At 51.8% G+C, this 22,463-nt stretch carries 21 protein-coding genes; 10 read left to right on the top strand and 11 right to left on the bottom strand.

The window, feature by feature from the left end; genetic code table 11:
* Positions 1-10: 10 nt before the first annotated feature.
* From ACR64Q_RS01715 to rpsT, 3 genes are all read right to left on the bottom strand, one after another.
* Positions 11-415 carry an ankyrin repeat domain-containing protein gene (locus ACR64Q_RS01715; RefSeq protein ID WP_313733380.1) on the bottom strand — a complete coding sequence of 135 codons (405 nt, stop codon included), beginning with the start codon at positions 413-415 and terminating at the stop codon, positions 11-13.
* A gap of 51 nt (positions 416-466) precedes the next feature.
* Positions 467-1,483: a Gfo/Idh/MocA family protein gene (locus ACR64Q_RS01710; protein ID WP_313733379.1), complete on the bottom strand. Its 1,017-nt coding sequence runs from the start codon at positions 1,481-1,483 to the stop codon at positions 467-469.
* A 221-nt stretch (positions 1,484-1,704) separates the two neighbouring features.
* Positions 1,705-1,968 (bottom strand): 30S ribosomal protein S20, encoded by a 264-nt coding sequence (gene rpsT / locus ACR64Q_RS01705; protein WP_020483383.1) that lies wholly within the window; start codon positions 1,966-1,968, stop codon positions 1,705-1,707.
* 102 nt (positions 1,969-2,070) lie between these two features.
* On the opposite strand from rpsT, the gene murJ reads away from it, so the two are divergent.
* The 4 genes from murJ (at position 2,071) to ACR64Q_RS01685 (ending at position 6,130) form a co-directional block, all read left to right on the top strand.
* Positions 2,071-3,618 (top strand): murein biosynthesis integral membrane protein MurJ, encoded by a 1,548-nt coding sequence (gene murJ, locus ACR64Q_RS01700; protein ID WP_026603296.1) that lies wholly within the window; start codon positions 2,071-2,073, stop codon positions 3,616-3,618.
* A gap of 85 nt (positions 3,619-3,703) precedes the next feature.
* Positions 3,704-4,531, top strand: coding sequence for a pyrroline-5-carboxylate reductase (gene proC, locus ACR64Q_RS01695; RefSeq protein ID WP_026603295.1), 828 nt, complete (start codon positions 3,704-3,706; stop codon positions 4,529-4,531).
* Complete coding sequence (locus ACR64Q_RS01690; protein ID WP_026603294.1) at positions 4,531-5,106, top strand: YggT family protein; 576 nt, start codon at positions 4,531-4,533, stop codon at positions 5,104-5,106. The genes proC and ACR64Q_RS01690 overlap by 1 nt, the downstream gene beginning before the upstream one ends.
* A 19-nt stretch (positions 5,107-5,125) precedes the next feature.
* Positions 5,126-6,130 (top strand): DUF4124 domain-containing protein, encoded by a 1,005-nt coding sequence (locus tag ACR64Q_RS01685; protein WP_313733378.1) that lies wholly within the window; start codon positions 5,126-5,128, stop codon positions 6,128-6,130.
* Here ACR64Q_RS01685 and argB read toward each other — a convergent pair.
* Genes argB through coaBC form a run of 4 tightly spaced genes read right to left on the bottom strand, consistent with a single transcriptional unit; the run spans position 6,113 to position 11,210 of the window.
* Entirely contained in the window at positions 6,113-7,006 is an 894-nt protein-coding gene (gene argB / locus ACR64Q_RS01680) for an acetylglutamate kinase (RefSeq protein ID WP_313733377.1), read from the bottom strand. The genes ACR64Q_RS01685 and argB overlap by 18 nt on opposite strands.
* 12 nt (positions 7,007-7,018) lie before the next feature.
* Positions 7,019-9,556, bottom strand: a complete 2,538-nt coding sequence (locus ACR64Q_RS01675; protein WP_313733376.1) for a phosphomannomutase/phosphoglucomutase — start codon at positions 9,554-9,556, stop codon at positions 7,019-7,021.
* 15 nt (positions 9,557-9,571) lie between these two features.
* Positions 9,572-10,027, bottom strand: coding sequence for a dUTP diphosphatase (gene dut / locus ACR64Q_RS01670; protein WP_026603290.1), 456 nt, complete (start codon positions 10,025-10,027; stop codon positions 9,572-9,574).
* Positions 9,999-11,210 (bottom strand): bifunctional phosphopantothenoylcysteine decarboxylase/phosphopantothenate--cysteine ligase CoaBC, encoded by a 1,212-nt coding sequence (gene coaBC / locus ACR64Q_RS01665; RefSeq protein WP_026603289.1) that lies wholly within the window; start codon positions 11,208-11,210, stop codon positions 9,999-10,001. The genes dut and coaBC overlap by 29 nt, the downstream gene beginning before the upstream one ends.
* Positions 11,211-11,495: 285 nt before the next feature.
* On the opposite strand from coaBC, the gene ACR64Q_RS01660 reads away from it, so the two are divergent.
* The 3 genes from ACR64Q_RS01660 (at position 11,496) to ACR64Q_RS01650 (ending at position 14,920) form a co-directional block, all read left to right on the top strand.
* Positions 11,496-12,383, top strand: a complete 888-nt coding sequence (locus ACR64Q_RS01660) for an NF038132 family protein (protein WP_026603288.1) — start codon at positions 11,496-11,498, stop codon at positions 12,381-12,383.
* 566 nt (positions 12,384-12,949) lie between these two features.
* Entirely contained in the window at positions 12,950-13,807 is an 858-nt protein-coding gene (locus ACR64Q_RS01655; protein WP_026603287.1) for a transglycosylase SLT domain-containing protein, read from the top strand.
* A gap of 345 nt (positions 13,808-14,152) precedes the next feature.
* Positions 14,153-14,920, top strand: a complete 768-nt coding sequence (locus ACR64Q_RS01650; RefSeq protein WP_026603286.1) for a GGDEF domain-containing protein — start codon at positions 14,153-14,155, stop codon at positions 14,918-14,920.
* A gap of 15 nt (positions 14,921-14,935) precedes the next feature.
* Here the strand turns inward: ACR64Q_RS01650 and ppa are convergent, their stop codons facing one another.
* Positions 14,936-15,481, bottom strand: a complete 546-nt coding sequence (ppa, locus tag ACR64Q_RS01645; RefSeq protein WP_026603285.1) for an inorganic diphosphatase — start codon at positions 15,479-15,481, stop codon at positions 14,936-14,938.
* Between the two features lie 93 nt (positions 15,482-15,574).
* Between ppa and ACR64Q_RS01640 the strand changes: the two genes are divergently transcribed.
* On the top strand, positions 15,575-16,369 hold the full coding sequence (locus ACR64Q_RS01640) for a DUF2797 domain-containing protein (RefSeq protein WP_051427071.1): 795 nt from the start codon (positions 15,575-15,577) through the stop codon (positions 16,367-16,369).
* A 155-nt stretch (positions 16,370-16,524) separates the two neighbouring features.
* Positions 16,525-17,205 (top strand): hypothetical protein, encoded by a 681-nt coding sequence (locus ACR64Q_RS01635; RefSeq protein WP_155931141.1) that lies wholly within the window; start codon positions 16,525-16,527, stop codon positions 17,203-17,205.
* Between the two features lie 147 nt (positions 17,206-17,352).
* Here the strand turns inward: ACR64Q_RS01635 and alr are convergent, their stop codons facing one another.
* A complete protein-coding gene (alr, locus tag ACR64Q_RS01630; protein WP_026603283.1) occupies positions 17,353-18,465 on the bottom strand; it encodes an alanine racemase in 1,113 nt (370 codons plus the stop codon).
* A complete protein-coding gene (gene dnaB / locus ACR64Q_RS01625; RefSeq protein WP_033159133.1) occupies positions 18,462-19,856 on the bottom strand; it encodes a replicative DNA helicase in 1,395 nt (464 codons plus the stop codon). Before dnaB ends, alr begins: the two co-directional genes overlap by 4 nt.
* A gap of 446 nt (positions 19,857-20,302) precedes the next feature.
* On the opposite strand from dnaB, the gene ACR64Q_RS01620 reads away from it, so the two are divergent.
* Positions 20,303-20,983 carry a VPLPA-CTERM sorting domain-containing protein gene (locus ACR64Q_RS01620; RefSeq protein WP_026603281.1) on the top strand — a complete coding sequence of 227 codons (681 nt, stop codon included), beginning with the start codon at positions 20,303-20,305 and terminating at the stop codon, positions 20,981-20,983.
* A 152-nt stretch (positions 20,984-21,135) separates the two neighbouring features.
* On the opposite strand, the gene ACR64Q_RS01615 is transcribed toward ACR64Q_RS01620, so the two are convergent.
* Complete coding sequence (locus ACR64Q_RS01615) at positions 21,136-22,362, bottom strand: HD-GYP domain-containing protein (RefSeq protein WP_026603280.1); 1,227 nt, start codon at positions 22,360-22,362, stop codon at positions 21,136-21,138.
* Positions 22,363-22,463: the final 101 nt, after the last annotated feature.

Raw genomic sequence — 22,463 nt, 5'->3', positions numbered from 1 at the left:
CTCCCGGCGACTATTCCTTCGCCCCGGCCTGAACCAAAATACTCTCAATTTCCTTATGCCCTCGTGTTCGGGCAAACTGCAACGCATTGGCTGTCGGCTTAGCGCCGTTGGCCAATAAAAGCTTGACCATTTCCAACTGCCCTCTACCGGCGGCCAATCCCAGCGCCGCTCCGCCTCCGGCATTCACATCCATGCCGACGTCGAGAAACAGCTTTACGACCAACATGTCCCCAACACCGGCCGATGATGCGAATTGCGGCTCGGTATATTCGATGCCCATTTGTTGCAATTCTTTTCTGGCGGCTACGGCATCCGCGGCAAACCCTACTTCAGTTAGAAACAGGCAGGACACCGCCAGAGTCAAAACGACCAGGGCGCTAGCTCGGCGATTGCTGGGTAAGAGTCTATTGACCATTTTTGCCTCCGTGGAAAATGAACGGGAACACTCAGCGCACGTAGGGCTAAATCAAATTTTAATCACCCGCCCCTCGGCGGCCGATTGCAGCGCGGCAACAATGGCCCGGCAATTGTCGCGAGCGTCGTTGAACGACAATTGCGGATCCTTGCCGTTTAATACGCAATCGCTGAAATGCTCGACTTCCAAACGGAAATGATTGGCGACAGGCAAACGCTCTTCCGACTGCCGCCCGTCTTCCGTCCACCAGGAGATTACCGGCACATCCCCAGGCAACTGCCAAACCACGTGGCATTTGATTCCGCCTTGGGTGCCGATAATTTCATATTCGCAGCGCCGGGCACGTTCGAAGCTGAAATCGAAATGTGCGAATTTTCCGTCGCCAAAATCCAGAATGCCGCTGGTCGTAATATCGGCACCACTTTCAACATATTTGGATAAGGCAGTGACGGTACGTGGTGCTTGTTGAAAGAACATGCGTAACGAATGGATCGCATAGCAGCCAATATCCCACATCGCCCCGCCGCCGCGCGAGACGTCTTCGGCCAATCGATACATCCGCGCCGGACGCATCATGAACGAGTAGCTGGCGCGCACCGAGCGGATTTCGCCGATCAAACCGGACCTGATCAACTCCAACACACGGGCGTGCTGCGGATGGAAGCGATACATAAAACCTTCCATCACGGTCACCCGATAACGGCGCGCGGCGGTTTCGATTGCGTCAATGTCTTCTACCGTCAAAGCCATCGGCTTTTCGCACAGCACATGCTTACGGTGTTCAATGGCTCGCAAGGTCCATTCTGCGTGCTCATGATTGGCCATCGGCAAATAGATAGCCTGCACGTCTTCGTCGTTTAGCAACGCATCCAGATTGTCGTAACTCGGTATTTCCGGATGGCAAGGGGAGTATTGAGCGAGTGTTTGTCCTGCGGCTCCGGGGCGGCGGCTGGCTATGCCTACCAGCTTTGCATTGGACGCTTCGACTATCGCCGGCAACAGGCGCTCGTTGATACGGGCAGCGCCGAGAATGCCCCAACGAAGTTTGGCTTGGTCTTGGTTATTCATGACAGTACCTTAGACTGATGAGCTGAGAGCTATCAGATTAGCAGCTTGTCTGCGCGCCGCAAGCTCTTCATCCCAAAAAGTTATGCGAGAATAGACAGTTTTCGACTAACGGCAAGACTAGAAATCACAGTACTTGGGCAGTGTAGAACTACCGCGCATAAAAAAGGCCCAAGCAACATCTGTTGCATAGGCCTTGTTGATCTATCGACCTGCTGTCGAGATCAAGCCATCGCGCGCAATCTGTCGTTAAGTCTGCTTTTGCTGCGAGCCGCTTTATTTTTGTGGATAAGGCCTTTGTTAACAGCCGAATCGATTACAGGAACAGCGGTTTTAAACGCGGCTTGAGCTTGCTCTTTATCGCCTGCTCTAACAGCGGCGATCACTTTTTTAACGAAAGTGCGTAAGTTGCTGCGCTGTCCGGCATTGCGAATACGGCTTTTCTCAGCCTGACGCGCTCTTTTTCTAGCTTGTGGTGAATTAGCCATAGTCTATCAGTTCTTTTGAGTTAATCTGGAACCGCGTATTATCATTTTGGATGCTATGATTGTCAAATTTTTAGTGTTTCCAAACCCAATCTGAGGCCTGCAGTGAGCAAGCAGCTGTTTAAATCTACCGCAATCGTTAGCAGTATGACCATGATTTCGCGGATCATGGGTTTTGTAAGAGACATGCTATTTGCCAACATTTTCGGCGTTAACGCGGCAACCGATGCGTTTTTCGTGGCCTTCAGAATTCCGAACTTTCTCCGCCGCTTATTCATGGAAGGCGCGTTCGCGCAGGCATTTGTGCCGGCACTGACCGATTATAACGAAAAAGGTAGCCGCGAGGCATTGCAACTGTTTATCGACCGCACTGCCGGCACGTTGGCAGTCTTGTTGATGCTATTCACAGTGGCGGGCGTCATTGCCGCCCCATTGCTAATCCTGCTTTTTGCGCCGGGCTTTCTGTGGGAAGGCGGCCAGTACGAACTGGCGGTGCAAATGCTCCGCATTACCTTCCCGTATTTATTCTTCGTTACTCTAGTTGCATTCGCAGGCGCAATTTTGAATGCACGCGGTAAATTCGCAATTCCGGCTCTAACCCCGGTATTTCTGAATATTTGCATGATAGGCGCTGCGGTATGGATTTCGCCGCTTATGGAGCAACCGATCATGGCGCTGGCGTGGGGCGTATTCGCAGCCGGCGTGGTGCAACTGCTGTTTCAAATCCCCGCTCTAATTCGACTAGGCTTAATGCCGCGACCACGCTGGGGTTACCAAGATCCGGCAGTGAAACGCATGCTAAAACAGATGCTCCCCGCCATTTTTGGTGTATCCGTGGTGCAAGTTAATTTACTATTTGGCACTTTGGTCGCCTCGTTTTTGACCTCCGGCAGCGTTTCCTGGCTGTATTACTCGGATCGGTTGGTGGAGTTTCCGCTCGGTATTTTGGGTGTGGCGCTTGCAACAGTCATTTTACCCAGATTGTCCGAAAATCATGCTACTGAGGATGCCATGGCCTTTTCCAAGGCGTTGGACTGGGGCCTGAAATTGGTATTATTGATAGGCTTGCCGGCCACTTTGGGTTTAACACTGTTGGCCGAACCCTTGCTATCGACGCTGTTTCAATATAACGAATTTGGCAGCGAAGATGTGCGGATGGCGGGTAAAAGCCTGATGGCTTATGCGCTAGGCTTATTGGCATTTATGCTGATCAAGATCCTGGTTCCAGGCTTCACTTCTCGCCAGGACACACAAACGCCGATGCGTTTTGGCATGTATTCCATCGTCGCGAATATCGTGTTGAGCCTATTGCTGGCATTTCCCTTCGCGCATGCCGGCATCGCCCTGGCAACGACTTTGTCGGCATACCTAAACGCGCTACTCCTGTTGCTTAGACTGCTAAAAACCCGAACATACCGTCCCAGCGAACAATGGCTGTCATACATTCTGCGGATTGTGGCAGCCAACGCAGTTATGTCAGGGTTCTTGTATTATTTTGTCGATGCCACGCTTTGGCTGGATTGGAACGCCTCGCAACGAGGATTGCATCTGGGAATGACAATCGGATTGGCAATATTGATTTATAGTTTGACGCTAGTATTGTTGGGCATCCGGCCCCGACATATCGGCTTGCAAAAATCCGTAACGACTTGAGATTCTCTGCGACGCCACCATTGTCATGTAAAATGCTCCGCAAACAGCGGTTTCCGTAACGATTCAACATAATAATCAGTAAGCTATGAAAACAAAAACAATCGGTTTTATTGGTGGCGGCAACATGGCGACCAGTCTAATCAGCGGCTTGATTGCCAGCGGTCATTCACCGCAGCAGATCTGGGTATCGGATACCGCGCCCGCCACGTTGCAGGCTCACGCCGATCAACTTCACGTGAATACTACCGCCAGTAATGAGACAGTCGTTAACGAAGTCGAAGTGGTGGTGCTGGCAGTTAAACCGCAAATACTGCGTGACGTTGCTTTGCAAATCGCCCCCTGTCTGAAGCAAAAAAATGTGCTGGTAGTATCGATTGCCGCCGGCATTTCCCAGCAAAGTCTATCCAAATGGCTAGGCAGCGAAGTCGCTATTGTGCGCTGCATGCCTAATACTCCGGCATTGGTGCAAACCGGCGCAACAGCATTGCACGCCAACGCGAATGTAGACGAGGAACAAAAAGATCTAGCTGAAAACATTCTACGCGCAGTCGGGTTGGCGTTGTGGGTAAACGACGAAAGCCAACTCGACGCCGTAACTGCGGTATCGGGCAGCGGGCCGGCTTATTTTTTTCTGCTGATGGAAGCGATGGAAAAAGCCGCCCTGGAATTGGGCCTGGACGAACGCTCAGCGAGACTGCTGATTCAGCAAACAGCACTGGGCGCCGCCAAAATTGCGCTGGAATCGTCCGAATCGCCCACCCAATTGCGCGTCAGAGTTACCTCACCGGGCGGCACCACTCAACAAGCTATAGAAACGTTTGTGCAAAACGGTTTTGTCGAACTGGTTGCCAAAGCCTTACATGCCGCCAAAGACCGTTCGATTGAAATGTCAAAACAACTGGGAGCCGACTAATGGGCAGTAATTATATGACCGACCCGATAGTGTTCCTGATAGACACATTGTTTTCCTTGTATATTTTGGCGGTGGCATTACGCTTCTTGCTGCAATGGACCCAGGCCGATTTTTACAACCCGGTATCGCAATTTCTGGTGAAAATCACCCACCCGCCATTGCGGATTTTGCGCCGTTTTATTCCTGCCATCGGCCGCATAGATAGCTCTTCCCTAGTGCTGGCGTTGTTGCTGCAAATAGTCGCCAACTTTTCGATACTGGCTATTAAAGGCTTATCGGTCAGTTTTGTGGCATTGACGCTATTGTCGTTTACCGACTTATTGAAAATGCTGATCGATATTTTCGTTTACGCCATTTTTGCCGGCGCCATCCTGAGCTGGTTCGCCCCCGGCAGTTATGGCTCCGCCTCGTCGATTTTGTACAGTTTGACCGATCCGCTGTTGAATGTGTGCCGCAAGGTTTTACCCGACCTGGGCGGCATAGACTTATCGCCGCTGGTGGCGCTGGTATTGTTGCAACTGGCAAAAATGATGATTTTACCGCCCTTGCATCAATTGGTCAGCCTACTGGGCTAAGTCTCAGCTAGCATTACCCATGCGACAAGTCACCAACAAACGCACACCGATAGTCGTTCTAGCCTTGCTGCTTGCAATGGCTGAACCGGCTTATGCCAAAAAAATGTATCGCTGGGTGGATGAAAACGGCAACGTCTATTTCTCCGATCAAGTGCCGCCCGACCAGGTAAAGCACAAACGGGAAACATTAAGCGAGAAAGCCCGCGTGCTCGATGTGCTGGAAAAAGCCAAAACCGCCGAGCAAATTGCCCAGCAAAAGCGGCTGGATGCGCTACGTAAGGAACAGGAAAAGATCATTGCCAGGCAAAATGCCAATGACAAGGTGCTGTTAAGCACGTTTCGTAGCATCGACGATATGAATAAAGCCTTGAGCAATAAAATGGCGTCCTTCGATGCCGGGCAAAAAGTGATTGAAGGCAATATCGAACGCATTCAACAGCAATTGCAGCAGCAACAGCAGCAAGCCGCCAATCTTGAGCGCGGCGGCAGCAAGATCCCACCGAAATTACTGGCGGATATTGCCGCCAGCAAACAACAGATAGAAGCGGGCAAACAAGAACTTTTGCGCCACCAACAGGACAGACAAAACAGCGAAAAAGAATTCAAAGCCGACATAGCCCGCTTTCAATTCCTCACCCAAACCAACAGCAACGACGGAAAACCGGTCAACGGCGACAGCTTAGCAGCCAGTAACGCCAGTAACGAGCTAGGCCTGTTTGTCTGTCAGGACGCCGGGCAATGCGAAAAAGCCTGGAAAATCGCCGGCGAATTTGTCGCGATGCATTCGACCACCGGTCAAGACGTGGAAAGCGAAAAACTGATCATGCGCGCGGCGCCACAGAAAGACGATGATTTAAGCTTGTCGGTATCGCTGCTGGAGCGTAACAACACTTTGCAGATATTTCTGGACATCCGCTGCCGCCAATCCAGCATAGGCAACGAATTATGTTCGGGAGCAAAGGCGCAGAGCATTCGCCAAGCCTTTGCCCCTTTTATTCAATCCAGCTTAGCGGCGCAACAGTAACGTACCGACGCCCTGGTCGGTGAACAACTCCAGCAACACCGCGTGCTCGACTCGCCCGTCTATGATATGCACGCTGGTCACGCCGCCCTTCAACGCATCAGTACCGCAGCGAGTTTTCGGAATCATGCCCCCGGAAATAGTACCGTCGGCAATCAGATTATCTATATCGGTCAGCGTCAGGCCAGTCAACAAATTACCTTGTTTGTCCATAATGCCGGGGATGTTGGTCAACAACATCAGCTTTTCGGCTTTTAACACTTCCGCCACCTTACCGGCCACCAGATCGGCGTTGATGTTGTAGGAGTGCCCGTCCTTACCCACGCCAATCGGCGCGATCACCGGAATGAAGTCGCTGTTACCCAACATTTCCACCACCGCCGGATCGATACTGCTGACTTCGCCGACATGGCCCAGATCGATAATTTCCGGCGCATCCTCCATGGTCGCACCGGCCTTGGTCATATTGATCTTGCGGGCGTGGATGAAATTACCGTCCTTACCGGTGAGACCTACCGCCTTGCCGCCCTGCATATTGATCATATTCACGATCTCTTTATTCACCAGGCCACCCAACACCATTTCCACCACATCCATGGTTTCGCTATCGGTAACGCGCATACCGTCGATAAACTCAGAGGTTTTACCCAAACGTTTTAACAAGTCACCAATTTGCGGACCGCCACCGTGCACCACGATGGGATTAATTCCCACCAGCTTCATCAAGACGATGTCGCGAGCGAAACTGTGTTTCAACGCATCGTCGACCATCGCATTGCCGCCGAATTTAATCACAACGGTTTTGCCCTTGAATTTTTGAATATAAGGCAAGGCTTCGATAAGAACGTGGGCAATCTGGTGCGCGTTTTTTTCTTTCATGATCACTAACAATTAAAAAGGGAGTTTGATGTCGGGTTTGATTTGCAGCAGCAGCTGCCTGAATTGAGTTTGAATACGCTGCATCGCGTCCTGGCTATCCGCCTCGAAACGTACGGTCAATACTGGCGTAGTATTGGAGGCTCTGACCAGCCCCCAGCCGTCGGCAAATTCGACACGCATCCCGTCGATATTGATAATCTTGCCATCTTTGAATTTGGCCTGGCTGAATAGCTGTTCCACAAAGCGAACACCCTCGCCTTCGGCCATCGGCACATGCAGCTCCGGCGTGTTGATACTATCCGGCAGTTCGGCAAATACATCGCTGCTACTACGCATATCGCCAGACAGAATTTCGATTAACCGCGCCGCCGCATACAACGCATCATCAAAACCAAACCAACGGTCGTTGAAGAAAATATGTCCACTCATCTCGCCTGCCAGCGCCGCCGCGGTTTCCTTGAGCTTGGCTTTCATCAGGGAGTGACCGCTTTTCCACATCAACGGCCGCCCGCCGCGCTTAACAATTTGATCGTGCAAATGCCGGGAGCATTTCACATCGTAAATAATTTCCGCTCCGGGCTTATTCGCCAACACATCACGGGCATAGAGCATCATTTGCCGATCCGGCCAAATGATTTTACCACCGGAATCGACCACGCCGATCCGGTCGCCATCGCCATCAAACGCTACGCCGATATCCGCCTCGTAATGCTGCACGGCCTTAATCAAATCAGCCAGATTTTCCGGCTTGCTGGGGTCGGGATGATGATTAGGGAAGTTGCCGTCAATCTCGCAATACAACTCGATAACTTCACAACCCATGGTTCGTAACAGGATGGGGGCCAATTGTCCGGCCGCACCGTTGCCGCAATCGACAGCCACTTTCATCGGTCTGACCAAATGCACATCGTCGGAGATCATGCCGATATATTCGTTACTGAATAGGCTATTCAACTCAATGGAACCAGGAGCTCCGTCGCTAAAGTCGTTGGCTTCGATGCGTTTTTTCAGTTGTTGAATCTTGTCGCCGGATAAGGTTTCGCCGTTCAAAACCAGTTTAAGGCCGTTATAGTCAGCAGGGTTGTGACTACCGGTAATCATTACACCACTGCGGCCTTCGCTGTGTTGGGTGACAAAATACAGCAGTGGCGTCGGCACCAAGCCTATGTTCAACACATCGCAACCTGCCTCGGTAATGCCTTTTGCCAAGGCATCCGCTAACCCCGGACTGGAGAGCCGGCCGTCCCTGCCCATGACGATAGTCTTGATATTCAACTGCCTGGCCTCGCTACCCAAAGCCCGGCCGATATTTCGCACAGTTTCCGAGGTCAATCCCTTGCCGACGATACCGCGAATATCATAAGTGCGGAAAATATCGGCAAATGACTCCCCCGCCGTAGGCACGGCAGCGGGTATCGCTACCGGTGCCGATTTCTCGGCGGGAGCCGCCGCACTAAGCGGGGCCTGATCGGCCATGCTGATCGGCGCCGTGCCCAAGCTCACCGGCACACTCGCATATTGTTCGGCTGTTTTGGGCGAGTCTTCGATAAAATCGATGTCGAAGGACTCGTCGAAAAAGTCATATTCGCCCAATTCGTCCGGTGCTTTACTCGGGCTTTTTTCTTGTTCCAGAATGCGTTTGAACTGGGCCAAGGTAGAAATGATCGGCCGCATTTCATCGAGCTGCACTGGATAGTGACCAACCTGCTTGCCGGTCATCATGTCCTTGGCGGCCTTTAAAATACTGCTTTGATCGTGGTGCAGATAGTCGGCCAATTTACGATAACCGATAAAAAACGCCAGACAACCCAACAAGGCGGGGATCAGGATAATGCAGGAAAATAAAATGATGTCGCCTGCACTGGTGCCGCCACCAATCGAGAGCTCCAACGACCACCGGCTGTTAGTCAACGGCATCACTTGCGGCTCGTCGTCCCTCAACTCCGCCATACCGACACTGGCCAATACGGCCTGTTCTTGCTTGATCTCCACATAGCCATTACTGACGGTAGTCTTGGTAATCAACTGTTGCAACAAATCAGGTTTTAAACTGACCAAAATCACGCCGATTGCCTGCTGATTTTGGCTGACAGCCGCTGTCATCGCCAAATGCCGATGCTCGCCCTCACCTTGCACGAAGGGCTTTTGCTTGGCGGTCAGCGTGGCGCGCACCATTTCCAAGTCGGCAAAGCCCATATTCGGCACTTGGGTAAGATCCGGTTCGCTGACCGTGGCCGGCAGCAAACGCACTCGCATCGCTTGCGGAATCGTGTTCTGCAGCCTGATAGCGACGTTATCCAGCGCCGCTTGATTGTGACTATTGCTGGCAAGTAGCGCCACCACATCCGGCGCCTGCGCCAGACCATCGATAACCCGCTGTAGCGTCTCGATCTGGCTGACGATGCTGACTGTCATACCGCTGGCAATGGCTGTGGTACTGGTTTGTTGGGTTTCTCTAACCTGGGCCGCCGAAAACCAATAGGCGCCGCCGCCGGCCAATAACACCATCAGCGCCGCAATGCCGGCAACTATGCTAAATATGCGTCCCATCTGTCGCGGCTCCGCTTAGTGCCGGCCGCTGTGCCCAAAACCGCCGCTGCCGCGATGGCTTTCGTCGAACTCGGCCACACACTCGAACTCGGCCTGCACCACCGGCACAAACACCATTTGCGCGACACGCTCGCCTATCTCGACGGTAAACGGGCTGTTGCCGCGATTCCAGCAGGAGATAAAAATCTGTCCCTGATAATCCGAGTCGATCAAGCCCACCAAATTACCCAGCACAATGCCATGCTTATGCCCCAGTCCAGAGCGCGGCAGCAATACCGCCGCCAAATGCGGATCGTCGATATGAATGGCCAGGCCGGTGGGTATCAAAGCCGTTTCGCCGGGTTGCAAGGTCAAAGCCTGATCCAGGCAAGCGCGCAAATCCAGTCCCGCAGAGCCATGGGTAGCGTAGGCGGGCAAAGCAATCTCCTGGCCCAGGCGCGGATCAAGAATTTTTAACTGGATTTTTTTCATGCAATTTCTCGGCTATCAGTTTAAGCAGCTGTGCGGCTAAGGTATGTTTATCGGTCATCGGCAGGATTTGTTGACCACCCGGCCAAAATACTTGCAAGGCATTGCGATCACTCTCGAAACCGCCTTCAGCCTGCCCTACCCAATTCGCGGCGATCAGGTCCAGATTTTTGCTTTGCAGCTTGTGTTTGGCGTAATTTTCCAGATCGTCAGTTTCCGCGGCAAATCCCACTACCAAGGGCTTTGGTTGCAAATCAGCCACTGCGGCGATGATATCCGGATTTTTTACCAAGGCTATATTGCTGGTGTCGCCAGCCTTTTTTATCTTGCCGTCAGCCAGCTGTTGCGGACGGTAATCCGCTACCGCCGCAGCGCCAATGTAAATATCCGTCAGCCGGCAATGCTCGATCACCGCATCATACATTTGCAGAGCTGTTTCCACCGGAATAAGTTTGGCTCCGGCCGGCGCTGCTAAGTTCACCGGACCACTGACCAATGTCACGTTGGCGCCGGCTGACAGGGCTGCGCCCGCCAAGGCATACCCCATTTTGCCGGAGCTTCGGTTAGTGATGTAACGCACCGGATCAAGCGGCTCAAGCGTCGGTCCGGCACTAATGACTATATTAAAGCCTGACAGAAAGCCGGGCGGCTCAGGCCCCAGCACTTGCCGACAAATATCGGCCGGCTCCAGCATCCGCCCCAAGCCTTGCTCGCCACAAGCCTGCTCACCAGCCGCAGGGCCAATAAAATGCACGCCGTGGCTTTGCAATCTGGCAATATTTTCTTGCGTTACCAACTTAGCCCACATCGCCTGATTCATCGCCGGCGCAACGAATACCGGGCATTCGGCCGCAAGGTATAAGGTAGATAACAAATCGTCCGCCAAACCATGCGTCATTTTCGCCAACATATCGGCGGTCGCCGGCGCAATCAGCAACAGGTCCGCCCAGCGCGCCAAATGGATGTGACTCATGGCCTGTTCCTGCTCGACATCCAGCAAATCGCTATGCACGGCATGGCCGCTCAAGGCCTGAAACGTCAGCGGCGTGACAAACTGGCGGCCGGCGGCGGTCATCACCACGCGAACTTCATGGCCTTGCTTACGCAACAAGCGCACCAGTTCCGCCGCTTTATATGCCGCGATACCACCGCAAACCCCCAACAAAATTCGCTTGTTAATGTTCATGCCCCAAAAAGATCAGTTCTTGGAATTATGGCAAACTCGACCTTTGATGTATAGGAACAGCTTATTTTGCAATCAGTCCATGCCGCCGAGGCTTAAACCGTGGATTTTACAGTTGCCTCACTTAAAACCGGCCTCCCGTTTTGAACCTTTTAGCCGCCACACGGAATACACCGCGAAATAAGTTGCGCCGTTGAAAGAGGCAAATAGCACGACCTAATAGGATTCGCGCGGCTTATTCAACAAAACCCTGATGACTTATAGAGACAGATTTTAAAAGGCAAAACCATGAAAATTACGCGTATTCCCCTGATCGCCCTTAGTTTGAGCGGAGCGCTTGTGATACCTGCCGCACAAGCTTCCAATATATCCTTAAACAGTAACACCTGGACGGCAAGCGGCGCAGCAGGGCTGATTTACGGGGACAACACGGTCAATAATTCACCGACGGGAAACGCTCAGTTCGGTTACGTGTCGACATCTGGCGGTGTCTATGATGTTTCGCCTTTGGTTCTGAGAGATGAAGGACGCGGCACCAAGAACCAAACCAATGGCTCGAAAATTCAATCGAATGCTTTCAATGCCAATGCAAATGACACTGTGACTTTACAATTCAATTACATTTCAACCGATGGTCGCGGTTACGACGACTATGCCTGGGCACGCTTGGTCAATGCGGATACTAACAATACAGCCGCCTGGTTGTTTACAGCGCGCAGCACCAATTCCGCTAACGGGAATGTCGTACCGGGTAATGTGTTGAACCGTCAGGTAGATAACAACTTACCGGATGAACTCGATGCCGTATTGAATGACGGTAACACCATTGGCTTTGCTGTAGCTGGCACAAATTGGACCCCATTGGGTGGCTCAAGCGGCGTTTGCTGGGATAACGCCAACACCTGTGGCCCGACCGGCTGGATTAAGTCTGCTTACTCGTTCACCGCAACGGGATCGTATTTTCTTGAGTTTGGGGTAATCAATTGGGGCGACGAAGCGTTTGACACTGCACTCGCTTTTGATTTTGGCGGACTACAGCAAGTGAATTTCAGCGGTGTCACAATAGTACCGCCACCAGCGGCTGTACCTCTGCCTGGCGGCTTCCTGCTGATGTCTTTGGGCATGGGCTTAGTAAGCGCAATCTCTCGCATAAATAAATTTGCCGGCGAATCCTAAAAAATCGGCGGCCAGTCATCTTGAATTCGAATTTTATTTGGATTTGGGTTGACCCTCTGTTTGAATTCCGTGACAGACAAATTGGATACTGACTGAGGCGGATTTGAACAACAGATAGAGTCCTATAGCAAGAAATCAGGGGATGAGTTTGTCTGCTCTCTGCCAATCGAAAACAAGGGACCCAACCAGGCCCCGCGCCGGCAGACCAGCCACAATCACATCAAAAACAACAGTTTAAATCGCCGTAAACTCAACCCTGTGATATATTCGCGCCACGCTCACCTGCCCATATGGGCAATATAGCCTCAGCAAAACAGAGGGTATAGTGCGGACAACCTTGAAGCAGTTCCGGTAAAGCTAACACCCTCAGCGGCTCCGGGACTATTTCAAGGTTTGCCAACATCCTGCGGGATGCAATTAAGCGCAATTGCACGGAAACTCGACCATATGGGCGATCAAGCACTTGCAATGTATACGGTAGCTGGAAGCTTGGAGGATTGACGCTTCAATCCTTTTCCGGCCGGGTTTAGAAGAGCCTAGTCTCAGCAATACAGAACGAGAATTTTATGAACTTGAAACGCCAATCGCTACTTGCCCTGTGCTTAGGTTTCGCCGCCCAAATCGGCAACGCCCAGGATGCTGCACCAGTTAATCTGGAACAAATCCGCAAGACCGCTGCCGATTTCGAACACGGCCGCACAGTCAAACAAGATTACCATCAAGCATTTGATATGTACTGCAAGGCCGCACTGCAAGGCGATGCCGAATCAGCTTACAGCATCGGATTTATGTACTTCAACGGCCGCGGCCTAACCCGTAGCATTCCGCTAGCCAGTCATTGGTTTAAATTGGCCGCAGAGCATGGCGACACGCATGCGCAACAAATGCTGATCCGTTTTGGCGATGTCACCCCCAGTGAAGACCCAGCATGCCAACCGCAGGCACCGGAACCCGAAGTTAAACTGGTTGCCGAACCCAATCCTAAGCGCGAACTGGTCGAAGCCTGGGTTAAAGAGATTGCGCCGATTTACAGTATCGATCCACAACTGATCATGGCGGTAATTCAAGCCGAATCGGCTTTCAACCCCAGCGCACTGTCCGGCAAAAATGCCCAAGGCCTGATGCAGCTGATACCGGCAACCGCCGAACGCTTCGGGGTAAAAGACAGTTGGAATCCGATTCAAAATATAAAAGGCGGCACCGCCTATCTGCATTGGCTGCTAAGGCATTTCGAAGGCAAAGTCGATTTAGTACTGGCGGCCTATAATGCCGGCGAAGGTGCGGTAGAGCGCTATCAAGGCATCCCCCCGTATCAAGAGACCCGCAATTATGTGAAGCAAATTCTGGCGGCGTATCAAAAACCGACCCATCCGGTACCGCCGCAGGAACTGCAAAAAAACCTTGTTATTGAACAGAAAACCTAAGTTATAACCAATACTCCTGATCTACCCAAGCTTAGAAACACGGTATTTCGTAATATTGACGAAATACCGTCCGCACTTAGCCCCAACACCTCGCATTATCCAGCTCCTCTTCCATCTTTTCATTCCTCCTAAACTCCTTAAACAACAGGCAGTTACTTAGCAATACTTTCAAGATCACAAGTCCTGGCATAAGAATTGATCTTATTAAGCCAACAAACCTCGGTTAACGAGCTTTCCGGCCACTCAATTCATACAGGTTATTGTCATGAAAGTTGATAATTCGATTTTATTCATCGCGGCGTTGACTGCCATCAATTCAGCAACTGCCCTAATGGAGGTGCTGTGATGAATAGCCGAATCAGACACCAGCCCCAGAAGCAAAGCCTTATTTCATCGGTTGTCGCCCAACGCTGGCTCAGCCAAACTCCAGAATGCGAAAGCAACAGCGAATGCTGTCAGTTAGAGCAATCCCGTGCGGAGATTGCCGGATTGGAGCGCGCCTTGGCGATTAGTCAACAGCAGTTGGCCGATGCCCGCCGACAAATCGAATCGCTTGCCGCGACACGCAAAACCTTGGAAAAGCAACTGCTGGAAAGTGACGAGAACTACAGACAAGCCTTGCATTGCGCACATCACGACGAGTTAACCGGCCTCCCCAATCGAGTTTTACTGCTTGATAGACTGCAACAGGCCATGGCCCAAGCGGATCGTCAGCAACGGCCGGTCGCGCTATTGTTTATCGATCTGGACGAATTCAAAAACATCAACGACGAACTCGGCCACGCGGCCGGCGACCAATTACTCAAAGAAGTGGCGGGACGCTTGTCAGCTTGTCTTCGCTGTGGCGACACCGCTTGCCGTTATGGCGGAGACGAATTTTTGGTGTTGTTGGGCGAAGTCGATGCTGATCGTAGCGTAGCGGCAGTGATAGAAAAAATTCAGTCGCAATTGGCAGAAGCTTGCAGCATTAATGGCAAACCGGTTGCTATCAGCGCCAGCATAGGCGCGGCCATCTATCATCACGACGGCCAAAGTAGCATCGATTTACTAAACCGAGCCGATAGCGCGATGTACCGCGCGAAAAAACTGAAACTCTCGCAAGAAATTGAATAACCTTGGAAAATAGGATTAGCGACGGCTGCTATGCGACGTTTTGTAGCGGCCGACGCTAGCCAGAATTTCCTGCCGCGCATCTTCAATACCGCCCCACCCCTCCACGCAGACCCATTTGCCTTCCTCCAGGTCTTTGTAGTGTTGGAAAAAGTGGGTGATCTTGGCCAACTTGTCCGGTTGCAAATCTTTGTAATCGGTGACGTGATTGTAAAACGGCGTCAAGCGCGGCACGGGTACCGCCAACAGCTTAGGATCAGGGCCGGCTTCGTCTATCATTTTCAACACCCCTACCGGCCGACAATTGATCACGCAACCACTTAGTAAAGGTGCCGGCGTGATGATCATCACGTCCACCGGATCGCCGTCTTCGGACAAAGTTTGCGGGATGTACCCATAATTGCAGGGATATTGCATGGCGGTGCCCATGAAGCGGTCCACTGTTAGAGCGCCGGTATGTTTATCCACCTCGTATTTGACCGGATCGCTGAAGGCGGGAATCTCGACCACCACATTTATTTCAAACGGAATATTGCCACCAGCAGCAACTTGCATGAATGACATCGAATCCTCTTTGAGTACGCTGGAAACGCTGTCATTATAGCCGCCGTTATTAAGCTATCGGGATTAAATCAAGTGTTAGGCAGTCTGCAAAAAATGACCAGCGCGTTGGCCGAGCCAGTGCAATACCGCTTGCCGGTCGGCGCACAAGCAATCGAATTGAACCCGCTGCTGGGCAAACAACTGTCGCTACGCTACACCGGCCAGATTTTTTGCGTCCATTGCGCGAAAAAAACCAATAAAAGCTTCAATCAAGGCTACTGCTACCCCTGTTTCATCAAGCTGGCGCAATGCGATATGTGCATCATGAAACCGGAAACCTGCCACTACGCTGCCGGTACTTGCCGCGAACCCAGTTGGGGCGAGGAGTTTTGCTTTCAACCGCATATTGTTTATCTGGCGAACTCTTCCGGAATTAAGGTCGGCATCACCCGCCAATCGCAAACCCCAACCCGCTGGATCGATCAAGGCGCGGTGCAAGCCTTACCCATTTTTAAGGTCGTTTCCCGCCATCTGTCGGGATTGATCGAAGTCACCTTGGCGCAACATGTCAGCGATAAAACCAGCTGGCAACAAATGTTGAAAAACAACACCGTGCCCTTGGATCTGGCTGTAATCCGCGATCAATTGCTGAAAGAATGCGCGGATCAGTTGCAAGGCATCGCCGCGCAATTTCCCGACAGCCCGCCGCAATTGCTCAGCGATGCCGAATCCCTGACGCTGGACTATCCGGTGCTGCAATACCCCAGCAAGGTAAAATCGTTTAATTTCGACAAAGAACCACTGGTGTCCGGCATCTTGGAAGGCATCAAAGGCCAGTATTTGATCTTCGACAACGGCGTGATCAATATCCGCAAATACTCGGGGTACGAAGTGGAAGTGGGGGTATAACTTTGATAAAGTGGGCTCGTTTTGGGCTTGCAATAATTTGTGGTAATCGGCACCTGAAATGTGTTCCGCCAACATAAGGCCGGATAACCCGATTTGAAGTTTTCGGCTATAGCGTTTTAATCAATACACAACTTTACCTACAGGGAAAAAACATCATGAGGAAGTTATCAATTTTTGTATTTCTTATTTCTTTATTTAGTTTTAGTAGTATTTGTTCAGGAAGCACTTTTTCTTATTCTTTTTTCAAAAACGCCCCATCGATCTACGCGACAGACCATGATATAGAAAACTTAAATACACCATTTGCTGCAGTAACAATAACTGACGTATCTAGTAACTCTATTAACATAGATATCTCTCTGTCGAACCCAAATGGAATGTTTGAACAGTTGTATTTTGAGTTTTTGCCTGAAATTGCTTATATAAAAAGACAAGATTTTTCAGACCCAACAGAAGCTAATTTTTTCTTATCTAGAGTAAGTTATTTCGCTTCTGAAAATCCCTCATCATCTTGGTATTCTAGCATTACGCCATATTCTGGTGTTGCGTATAACATCAATCCTTGGAGTGCAAGCAACATTATTTTTGGAATGCAATATTCCTACGCACAATCCGTGCTTCCGTCGTTTATGCAAATAGCTTTGCGGAACTTGCCCGATACTGTATCGGCTGTTGATTTAATTCCAACTTACTTAACAGCAAAGGATGTGACCTGGGGAAGACTGGGAAATGGCCAGGGTCTTTTATTAGCATCGCCTGTTCCAATTCCATCAGCACTGTTTTTGTTTGTTTCCGGCATAGCCGGTTTTCTGGCACTAAGAAAAAATTACCGGTAAGTCAATTAAGCCATTTTTATCCGCTCTTTGCAGAACATGGAAGAAACGAACTCGCACCGATTAGTGATCGCCCATATCCGGATACTCGAGTTAAAAGCTGAATAGCCCAAAAAAGCTCGATGATTAAGGATTAAGGAACCTTCGCACTTATTCCGTGCCCTGCTCGATGACCTGCACCCGCTGCGTAATCCCGCACAGCAAGGTGTAGGGGATGGTTTCCGCATAGCGGGCGATTTCTTCGACCGGCAAGCCGTCGCCCCACAAGGTCACGGGGTCGCCGGGTTGCGCAGCCGGTTGTTCGTTAAGATCGACGGTGATCATGTCCATGGATACCCGGCCGATTAACGGCACTCGTTGGCCGTTTACCAACACCGGCGCGCCGCTCTTGGTGTGGCGGTGGTAACCGTCGCCGTAGCCGATGGAAATCACACCCAGCCGAGTCGCAGTTTTGCATTGCCAGGTGCCGCTGTAACCGACCGTTTCGCCGGCGGCGACATCCTTGACCGCGATCAACCGTGAATGCAAACTCATCACCGGCTTCAAACCAAAATCCGCCCCGGTCTTGCCGGCAAACGGCGAACAGCCATAGAGCATCAACCCCGGCCTAACCCAATCGCTACTGCGATCCTGAGCGGCGCCGAAGCGGACATTCGGCCAGCCGATAATGCCCGCGGAATTGGCGATGCTGCACACGCCGGGGTAGTCTTTGACCGCGTCGTTGAACAAATCGATTTGCCGGCGGGTTTTGTCGTCCAGCAAGTCGTCTGCGTTGGCAAAATGGGTGATCAGATTGATCGGTTGCTCGACTAGCGCGCAGCCCAATAACTGCTGATAAGCAGCGCTGAAGTCCGCGCCCTTAAAACCCAGGCGGTTCATGCCAGTATCCATTTTCAGCCAGACGGCAAGCTTGCCTTCGGAGTCGGCTTGCTGTTGCAAAATAGCGATTTGCTGGGGAGTGTGGATCACCGCCGCCAATTGATATTTCAACAACTGCCACAACTCATCGACGCAGACAAAGCCTTGCAACACGGTGATGGATTGTTTAAATCCGGCTTGCCGCAGCCTGACGCCCTCGTCCACCCTGGCGACGGCAAAGCCGTCCGCCAAGTCCAAAGCGGTGGCTACCAGCGTCATGCCGTGGCCGTAGCCGTTGGCCTTGATCACCGCCATGATTTTTTTGTCCGGCGCGTAACGCTTCACTTGCGCCAAATTGTGGCGCACGGCGTCCAAATCCAGATGCACAAAAGCCGCAGGCGTCATTCGTAATCCTCGGGGCCGTTATAGACGCCGGCAAAGTTTTCGAAGCGGGTGTATTGGCCCAGGAAAGTCAGCCGCACCGTCCCCAAAGGGCCGTTCCGCTGCTTGCCGATAATCACCTCGGCGATGCCTTTGTCCGGGCTGTCTTCGTGATAGACCTCGTCCCTATAAACAAAGATGATCAAATCGGCGTCCTGCTCGATCGCGCCGGACTCACGCAGATCGGACATCACCGGCCGCTTGTTGGGGCGTTGCTCCAGATTACGATTGAGCTGAGACAGTGCAATCACCGGTACATTGAGCTCTTTTGCCAGCGCCTTCAAGCCGCGGGAAATATCGGAAATCTGTTGCACCCGGTTATCGCCGCTGGCCGGCGATTGCATCAACTGCAAATAGTCCAGCACGATCAAGCCCAGCTGACCGTGTTCGCGGGTCAAACGGCGGGCGCGCGAACGCACTTCGGTCGGCGTCAAGGCTGGCGTGTCGTCGATAAACATCTTGGTTTCCGCCAGCAAGTTGATCGCCGAAGTCAAACGCGGCCAATCGTCGTCGTCCAGCTTACCTGTGCGTACCTTGTGTTGATCAATGCGGCCCAGCGACGACATCATCCGCATCGCCAATGATTCGCCCGGCATCTCCATACTGAACACCGCCACCGGCATGCCGCTTTTCAGCGCCACGTTTTCGGCCATATTCATCGCAATCGTGGTTTTACCCATCGATGGCCGGCCGGCGACGATAATCAAATCGGCGGGTTGCAAACCGGAGGTTTTTTCGTCCAGATCGGTGAAGCCGGTGCTGGCGCCGGTGATGTCGCCATCGAGTTCGTAGAGAGTTTCGATTTTATCCACGGCTTTGGCCAGCAAGGATTTGATAGAGCTGAATCCCCCCTGCCCACGTTGGCGCTGTTCGGCGATTTCGAATACCTTGCGTTCGGCATTTTCGAGCAAATCGGCAGTTTCCCGGCCCTCGGTGGTAAATGCCGAATCGGAAATTTCGGTGCCGACGTGGATAAGTTGCCGCAAAACCGAGCGATCACGGACGATGTTGGCATAGGCCACGATATTCGCTGCGCTGGGTGTATCTCGCGCCAGCGTACTTAAATATGCCAAACCGCCCACATCCTGCAATTCGCCGGTCGTTTCCAGCACCTCTGACAAGGTCACCACGTCGAACGGATCTTGTTTCTCCGCCAACTGGGCTATAGCACGGAAAATCAATCGATGATCGCGGCGATAAAAGTCTGTCTCGACCACTTTGTCGGCGACCGAATCCCAGGTTTGGTTATCCAGCATCAAGCCGCCCAGCACCGACTGCTCGGCCTGAATGGAATGCGGCGGTACTTTTAGGGATTCGACGGCTTGGTCGGGGGTGAAATAGTAGTCTTCGGACATGGCGAACAGCGGTTGCAAACAATAGCGGCGGATTATACCCGGCTATGCGGTAATCGCGGCAGCGTCGATTTCTTTACCGAATTGCAGACGTCAAGACTGACGGACTTCCAGCCGCTGAATTAACTCTCTAGTCATAACTGCTTACACTACAAGCAACTGAGCTAAGAATTCGCTCTTTTGATGCCACTATTCAGCTCTGTTAGGTTTTCATCCCGCTCAACAGCGGACTCGGTAGGGTGGTAATCCATACCGCCCTTAAGCTATCTCGGCAATCCAATCTCTCCGTCCAAACCGTCCGCCATGACAAAATTGTCATGGCACGAACGGACAATTAAACACAGTTACATACCTGGATACACTGATCACCAGCTGATTTGCCGCACACATCCTGTTCTGCGTCCAATCGCCTCCGATAAATTTCCATTCATTACTTCTGGGTACTTGCCATGAAAACGCTATTGACTGCTTCCATTCTATTATCTTCGGCCCTGCTCACTCCCTCCGCCTTTGCGTCAAATGGTTTTGAACATGAACACGACAACGATTCCAGACACGGTGGCTGCGGCAACCAAGCGTCTTGCGATTTAGAAACATTGAGTCTGACTTTATCCGGCGGCAGCAGCGGCATGCTAATTTCGAAAGCAGATAGCGATACCAGCAATAATAGCTACACCCTTAACTTCGACTATCAGCTGGACACCACCTTTATCAATAACGCTCTACTGAAAATATGGTTGCGCGATGACTCAACATCGGCGGACGATTCCAACTCAAATGGCCTGATAAAAGATAGAAAGGAATACGCCCGTATTACATCGATTAACGGCTCCAACGTTTCCACAAGCTGGACCGAAGTCGATGGCTACAAACAATATATTAGTTTGGATGTTAGCGATTTTCTTTCCAAAACCGGCTTCGCCTCATTGACGGCCGTATTGGGCGTGAAGGATTCTGGTAGCAAAGATTATTTTTTCAAAGCGGCAGAGCTCTATGTTGAATATTGCCTAGACAACAATGGCGGAAGCGGCCCAATTACCTCAGTACCGGTTCCCGCCGCAGCCTGGCTGATGGGTTCCGGCTTACTCGGTTTGATGGGCTTTAATACCAGAAAACAACGCCAAGCGTAATCAGCGGTTTAGTTCGCTGTCGCTAAAAGCCGGAGGCGTGTATTGATGCCTTCGGCTTTTGTGTTTTCGGCTGCGAGCGAATATTTTTACAAGGCCCAGACCTATATGTCGCGGACAAGCACAGTGCTTTGGCGGCCGGTTTAAGCCATTGATCAATTGCCTTGCGCCAGTTCGTAATAAACGTCCGCATTCTCGATCAACTTAGCAACCACCTCGCCATCCAATACGCCTTCAGCCACGCGTTGCCGCAGATGCTCGATAATGCCAGCCAATAACATACCCTCGCGATAGGGGCGGGACTGCGCCAAGGCCTGAAAAATATCAGCGACGCTGATAATCCGACACTCCAACTCCAAAGACTTGCCGATAGTCTTGAACGGATAGCCTTCGCCACGCAGATTTTCGTGGTGCAAGCCAGCCCATTGCGGAATCTTAGAGTCGGTAAATACCCGCTGCAAAATTCGGTAAGTATCGTAACTGTGCCGCTGCATGCAGGCCCGTTCTTCAGGGGTCAGGCTACCCGGTTTGTCGATGATGTCTTCGGAAACCCGCAATTTGCCAAGATCGTGCAATAAACCAGCAATTTCCACCTGCTCCAGATCGCAACCAGTCACCCCCAAATCCAATGCCAATTGCCTGGAGATTTGCGCAACCCGTTCAGAATGCTGCTCGGTGTACGGGCTTTTCGCATCCACCACTCGCGAAAATAGCCGCGCCATTTCCCGCAGCGAAGGATAAGCCAAGTCTACCGTCGGCAAGTCGCGCCCCAATTCGCGTAAATCCTCATCCAAATAATCCGGATCCATCGCCAGCCAAAACGCCTGGCTTTTCGCCAGTTCCGCAAACGCAGCCAACAGCTCAGGCGCAAACAGCGATCCCGAATAGCTCAGTAATCGCTCCACTATTTTGGGCGCGGCCACCAGAATTTGTTCGCTGGCCAAATACGGGACTTGCAACACATCAATCCGATCAGCCAGAAACAACAGATTGGCACGCAACCGCACACGAGGCGCCAGCGGCAACTCAACTAATTGCTCCCAGCGCGTGTGATGGTAGCGAATCTCCTCTGCCAGATAGGCCAGCGGTGGGCAGGCTTGTAAGTATTCCGCGCCGCGTAAGCAATGTGCCTCGGCGCCGTCCCACTCCAACGATTCGGTCAAATGCCTATGCTCGCGAACCTTCGCCACCCCGCAATCGTGCAGCATGCCGGCATATAGAATGCTCAATCTATCGACAGCTGACCAATCGAGCTTACCGGCAATATGCCAAGCCATCATCGCGACCCGCTTGCCGTGTTTCACTTCGTCGATACCGACTAAATCCAGCGCACAACTCAGGGAGATGATGGAGCGGTGCAAATCGATATGTTGACTATCCATTAGGCTGGACTCCAGATTGAAGGTGTTAGTACGATGCTATCGTACTTTGAAAAGATCGGCAAAGTATCACAAACATTCCAACTCACTCACCACGACGACAA

The sequence above is a fragment of the Methylomonas sp. 2F7 genome (genome assembly GCF_057126975.1).
Note: the sequence above shows the minus strand (reverse complement) of the source record. Positions and strands in the feature narration are given on the sequence as shown.

Bases quoted from the DNA above. Each gene is read 5' to 3' on its own strand.
- rpsT (WP_020483383.1), bottom strand. From the start codon at position 1,968: ATGGCTAATTCACCACAAGCTAGAAAAAGAGCGCGTCAGGCTGAGAAA.
- alr (WP_026603283.1), bottom strand. From the start codon at position 18,465: ATGACGCCTGCGGCTTTTGTGCATCTGGATTTGGACGCCGTGCGCCAC.
- ACR64Q_RS01635 (WP_155931141.1), top strand. From the start codon at position 16,525: ATGAGGAAGTTATCAATTTTTGTATTTCTTATTTCTTTATTTAGTTTT.
- ACR64Q_RS01685 (WP_313733378.1), top strand. From the start codon at position 5,126: ATGCGACAAGTCACCAACAAACGCACACCGATAGTCGTTCTAGCCTTG.
- ACR64Q_RS01640 (WP_051427071.1), top strand. From the start codon at position 15,575: ATGACCAGCGCGTTGGCCGAGCCAGTGCAATACCGCTTGCCGGTCGGC.
- ACR64Q_RS01660 (WP_026603288.1), top strand. From the start codon at position 11,496: ATGAAAATTACGCGTATTCCCCTGATCGCCCTTAGTTTGAGCGGAGCG.
- ACR64Q_RS01710 (WP_313733379.1), bottom strand. From the start codon at position 1,483: ATGAATAACCAAGACCAAGCCAAACTTCGTTGGGGCATTCTCGGCGCT.
- ACR64Q_RS01615 (WP_026603280.1), bottom strand. From the start codon at position 22,362: ATGGATAGTCAACATATCGATTTGCACCGCTCCATCATCTCCCTGAGT.
- proC (WP_026603295.1), top strand. From the start codon at position 3,704: ATGAAAACAAAAACAATCGGTTTTATTGGTGGCGGCAACATGGCGACC.
- ACR64Q_RS01650 (WP_026603286.1), top strand. From the start codon at position 14,153: ATGAATAGCCGAATCAGACACCAGCCCCAGAAGCAAAGCCTTATTTCA.
- ACR64Q_RS01715 (WP_313733380.1), bottom strand. From the start codon at position 415: ATGGTCAATAGACTCTTACCCAGCAATCGCCGAGCTAGCGCCCTGGTC.
- ACR64Q_RS01690 (WP_026603294.1), top strand. From the start codon at position 4,531: ATGGGCAGTAATTATATGACCGACCCGATAGTGTTCCTGATAGACACA.
- ACR64Q_RS01620 (WP_026603281.1), top strand. From the start codon at position 20,303: ATGAAAACGCTATTGACTGCTTCCATTCTATTATCTTCGGCCCTGCTC.
- dut (WP_026603290.1), bottom strand. From the start codon at position 10,027: ATGAAAAAAATCCAGTTAAAAATTCTTGATCCGCGCCTGGGCCAGGAG.
- ACR64Q_RS01675 (WP_313733376.1), bottom strand. From the start codon at position 9,556: ATGGGACGCATATTTAGCATAGTTGCCGGCATTGCGGCGCTGATGGTG.
- dnaB (WP_033159133.1), bottom strand. From the start codon at position 19,856: ATGTCCGAAGACTACTATTTCACCCCCGACCAAGCCGTCGAATCCCTA.
- ppa (WP_026603285.1), bottom strand. From the start codon at position 15,481: ATGTCATTCATGCAAGTTGCTGCTGGTGGCAATATTCCGTTTGAAATA.
- ACR64Q_RS01655 (WP_026603287.1), top strand. From the start codon at position 12,950: ATGAACTTGAAACGCCAATCGCTACTTGCCCTGTGCTTAGGTTTCGCC.
- argB (WP_313733377.1), bottom strand. From the start codon at position 7,006: ATGAAAGAAAAAAACGCGCACCAGATTGCCCACGTTCTTATCGAAGCC.
- coaBC (WP_026603289.1), bottom strand. From the start codon at position 11,210: ATGAACATTAACAAGCGAATTTTGTTGGGGGTTTGCGGTGGTATCGCG.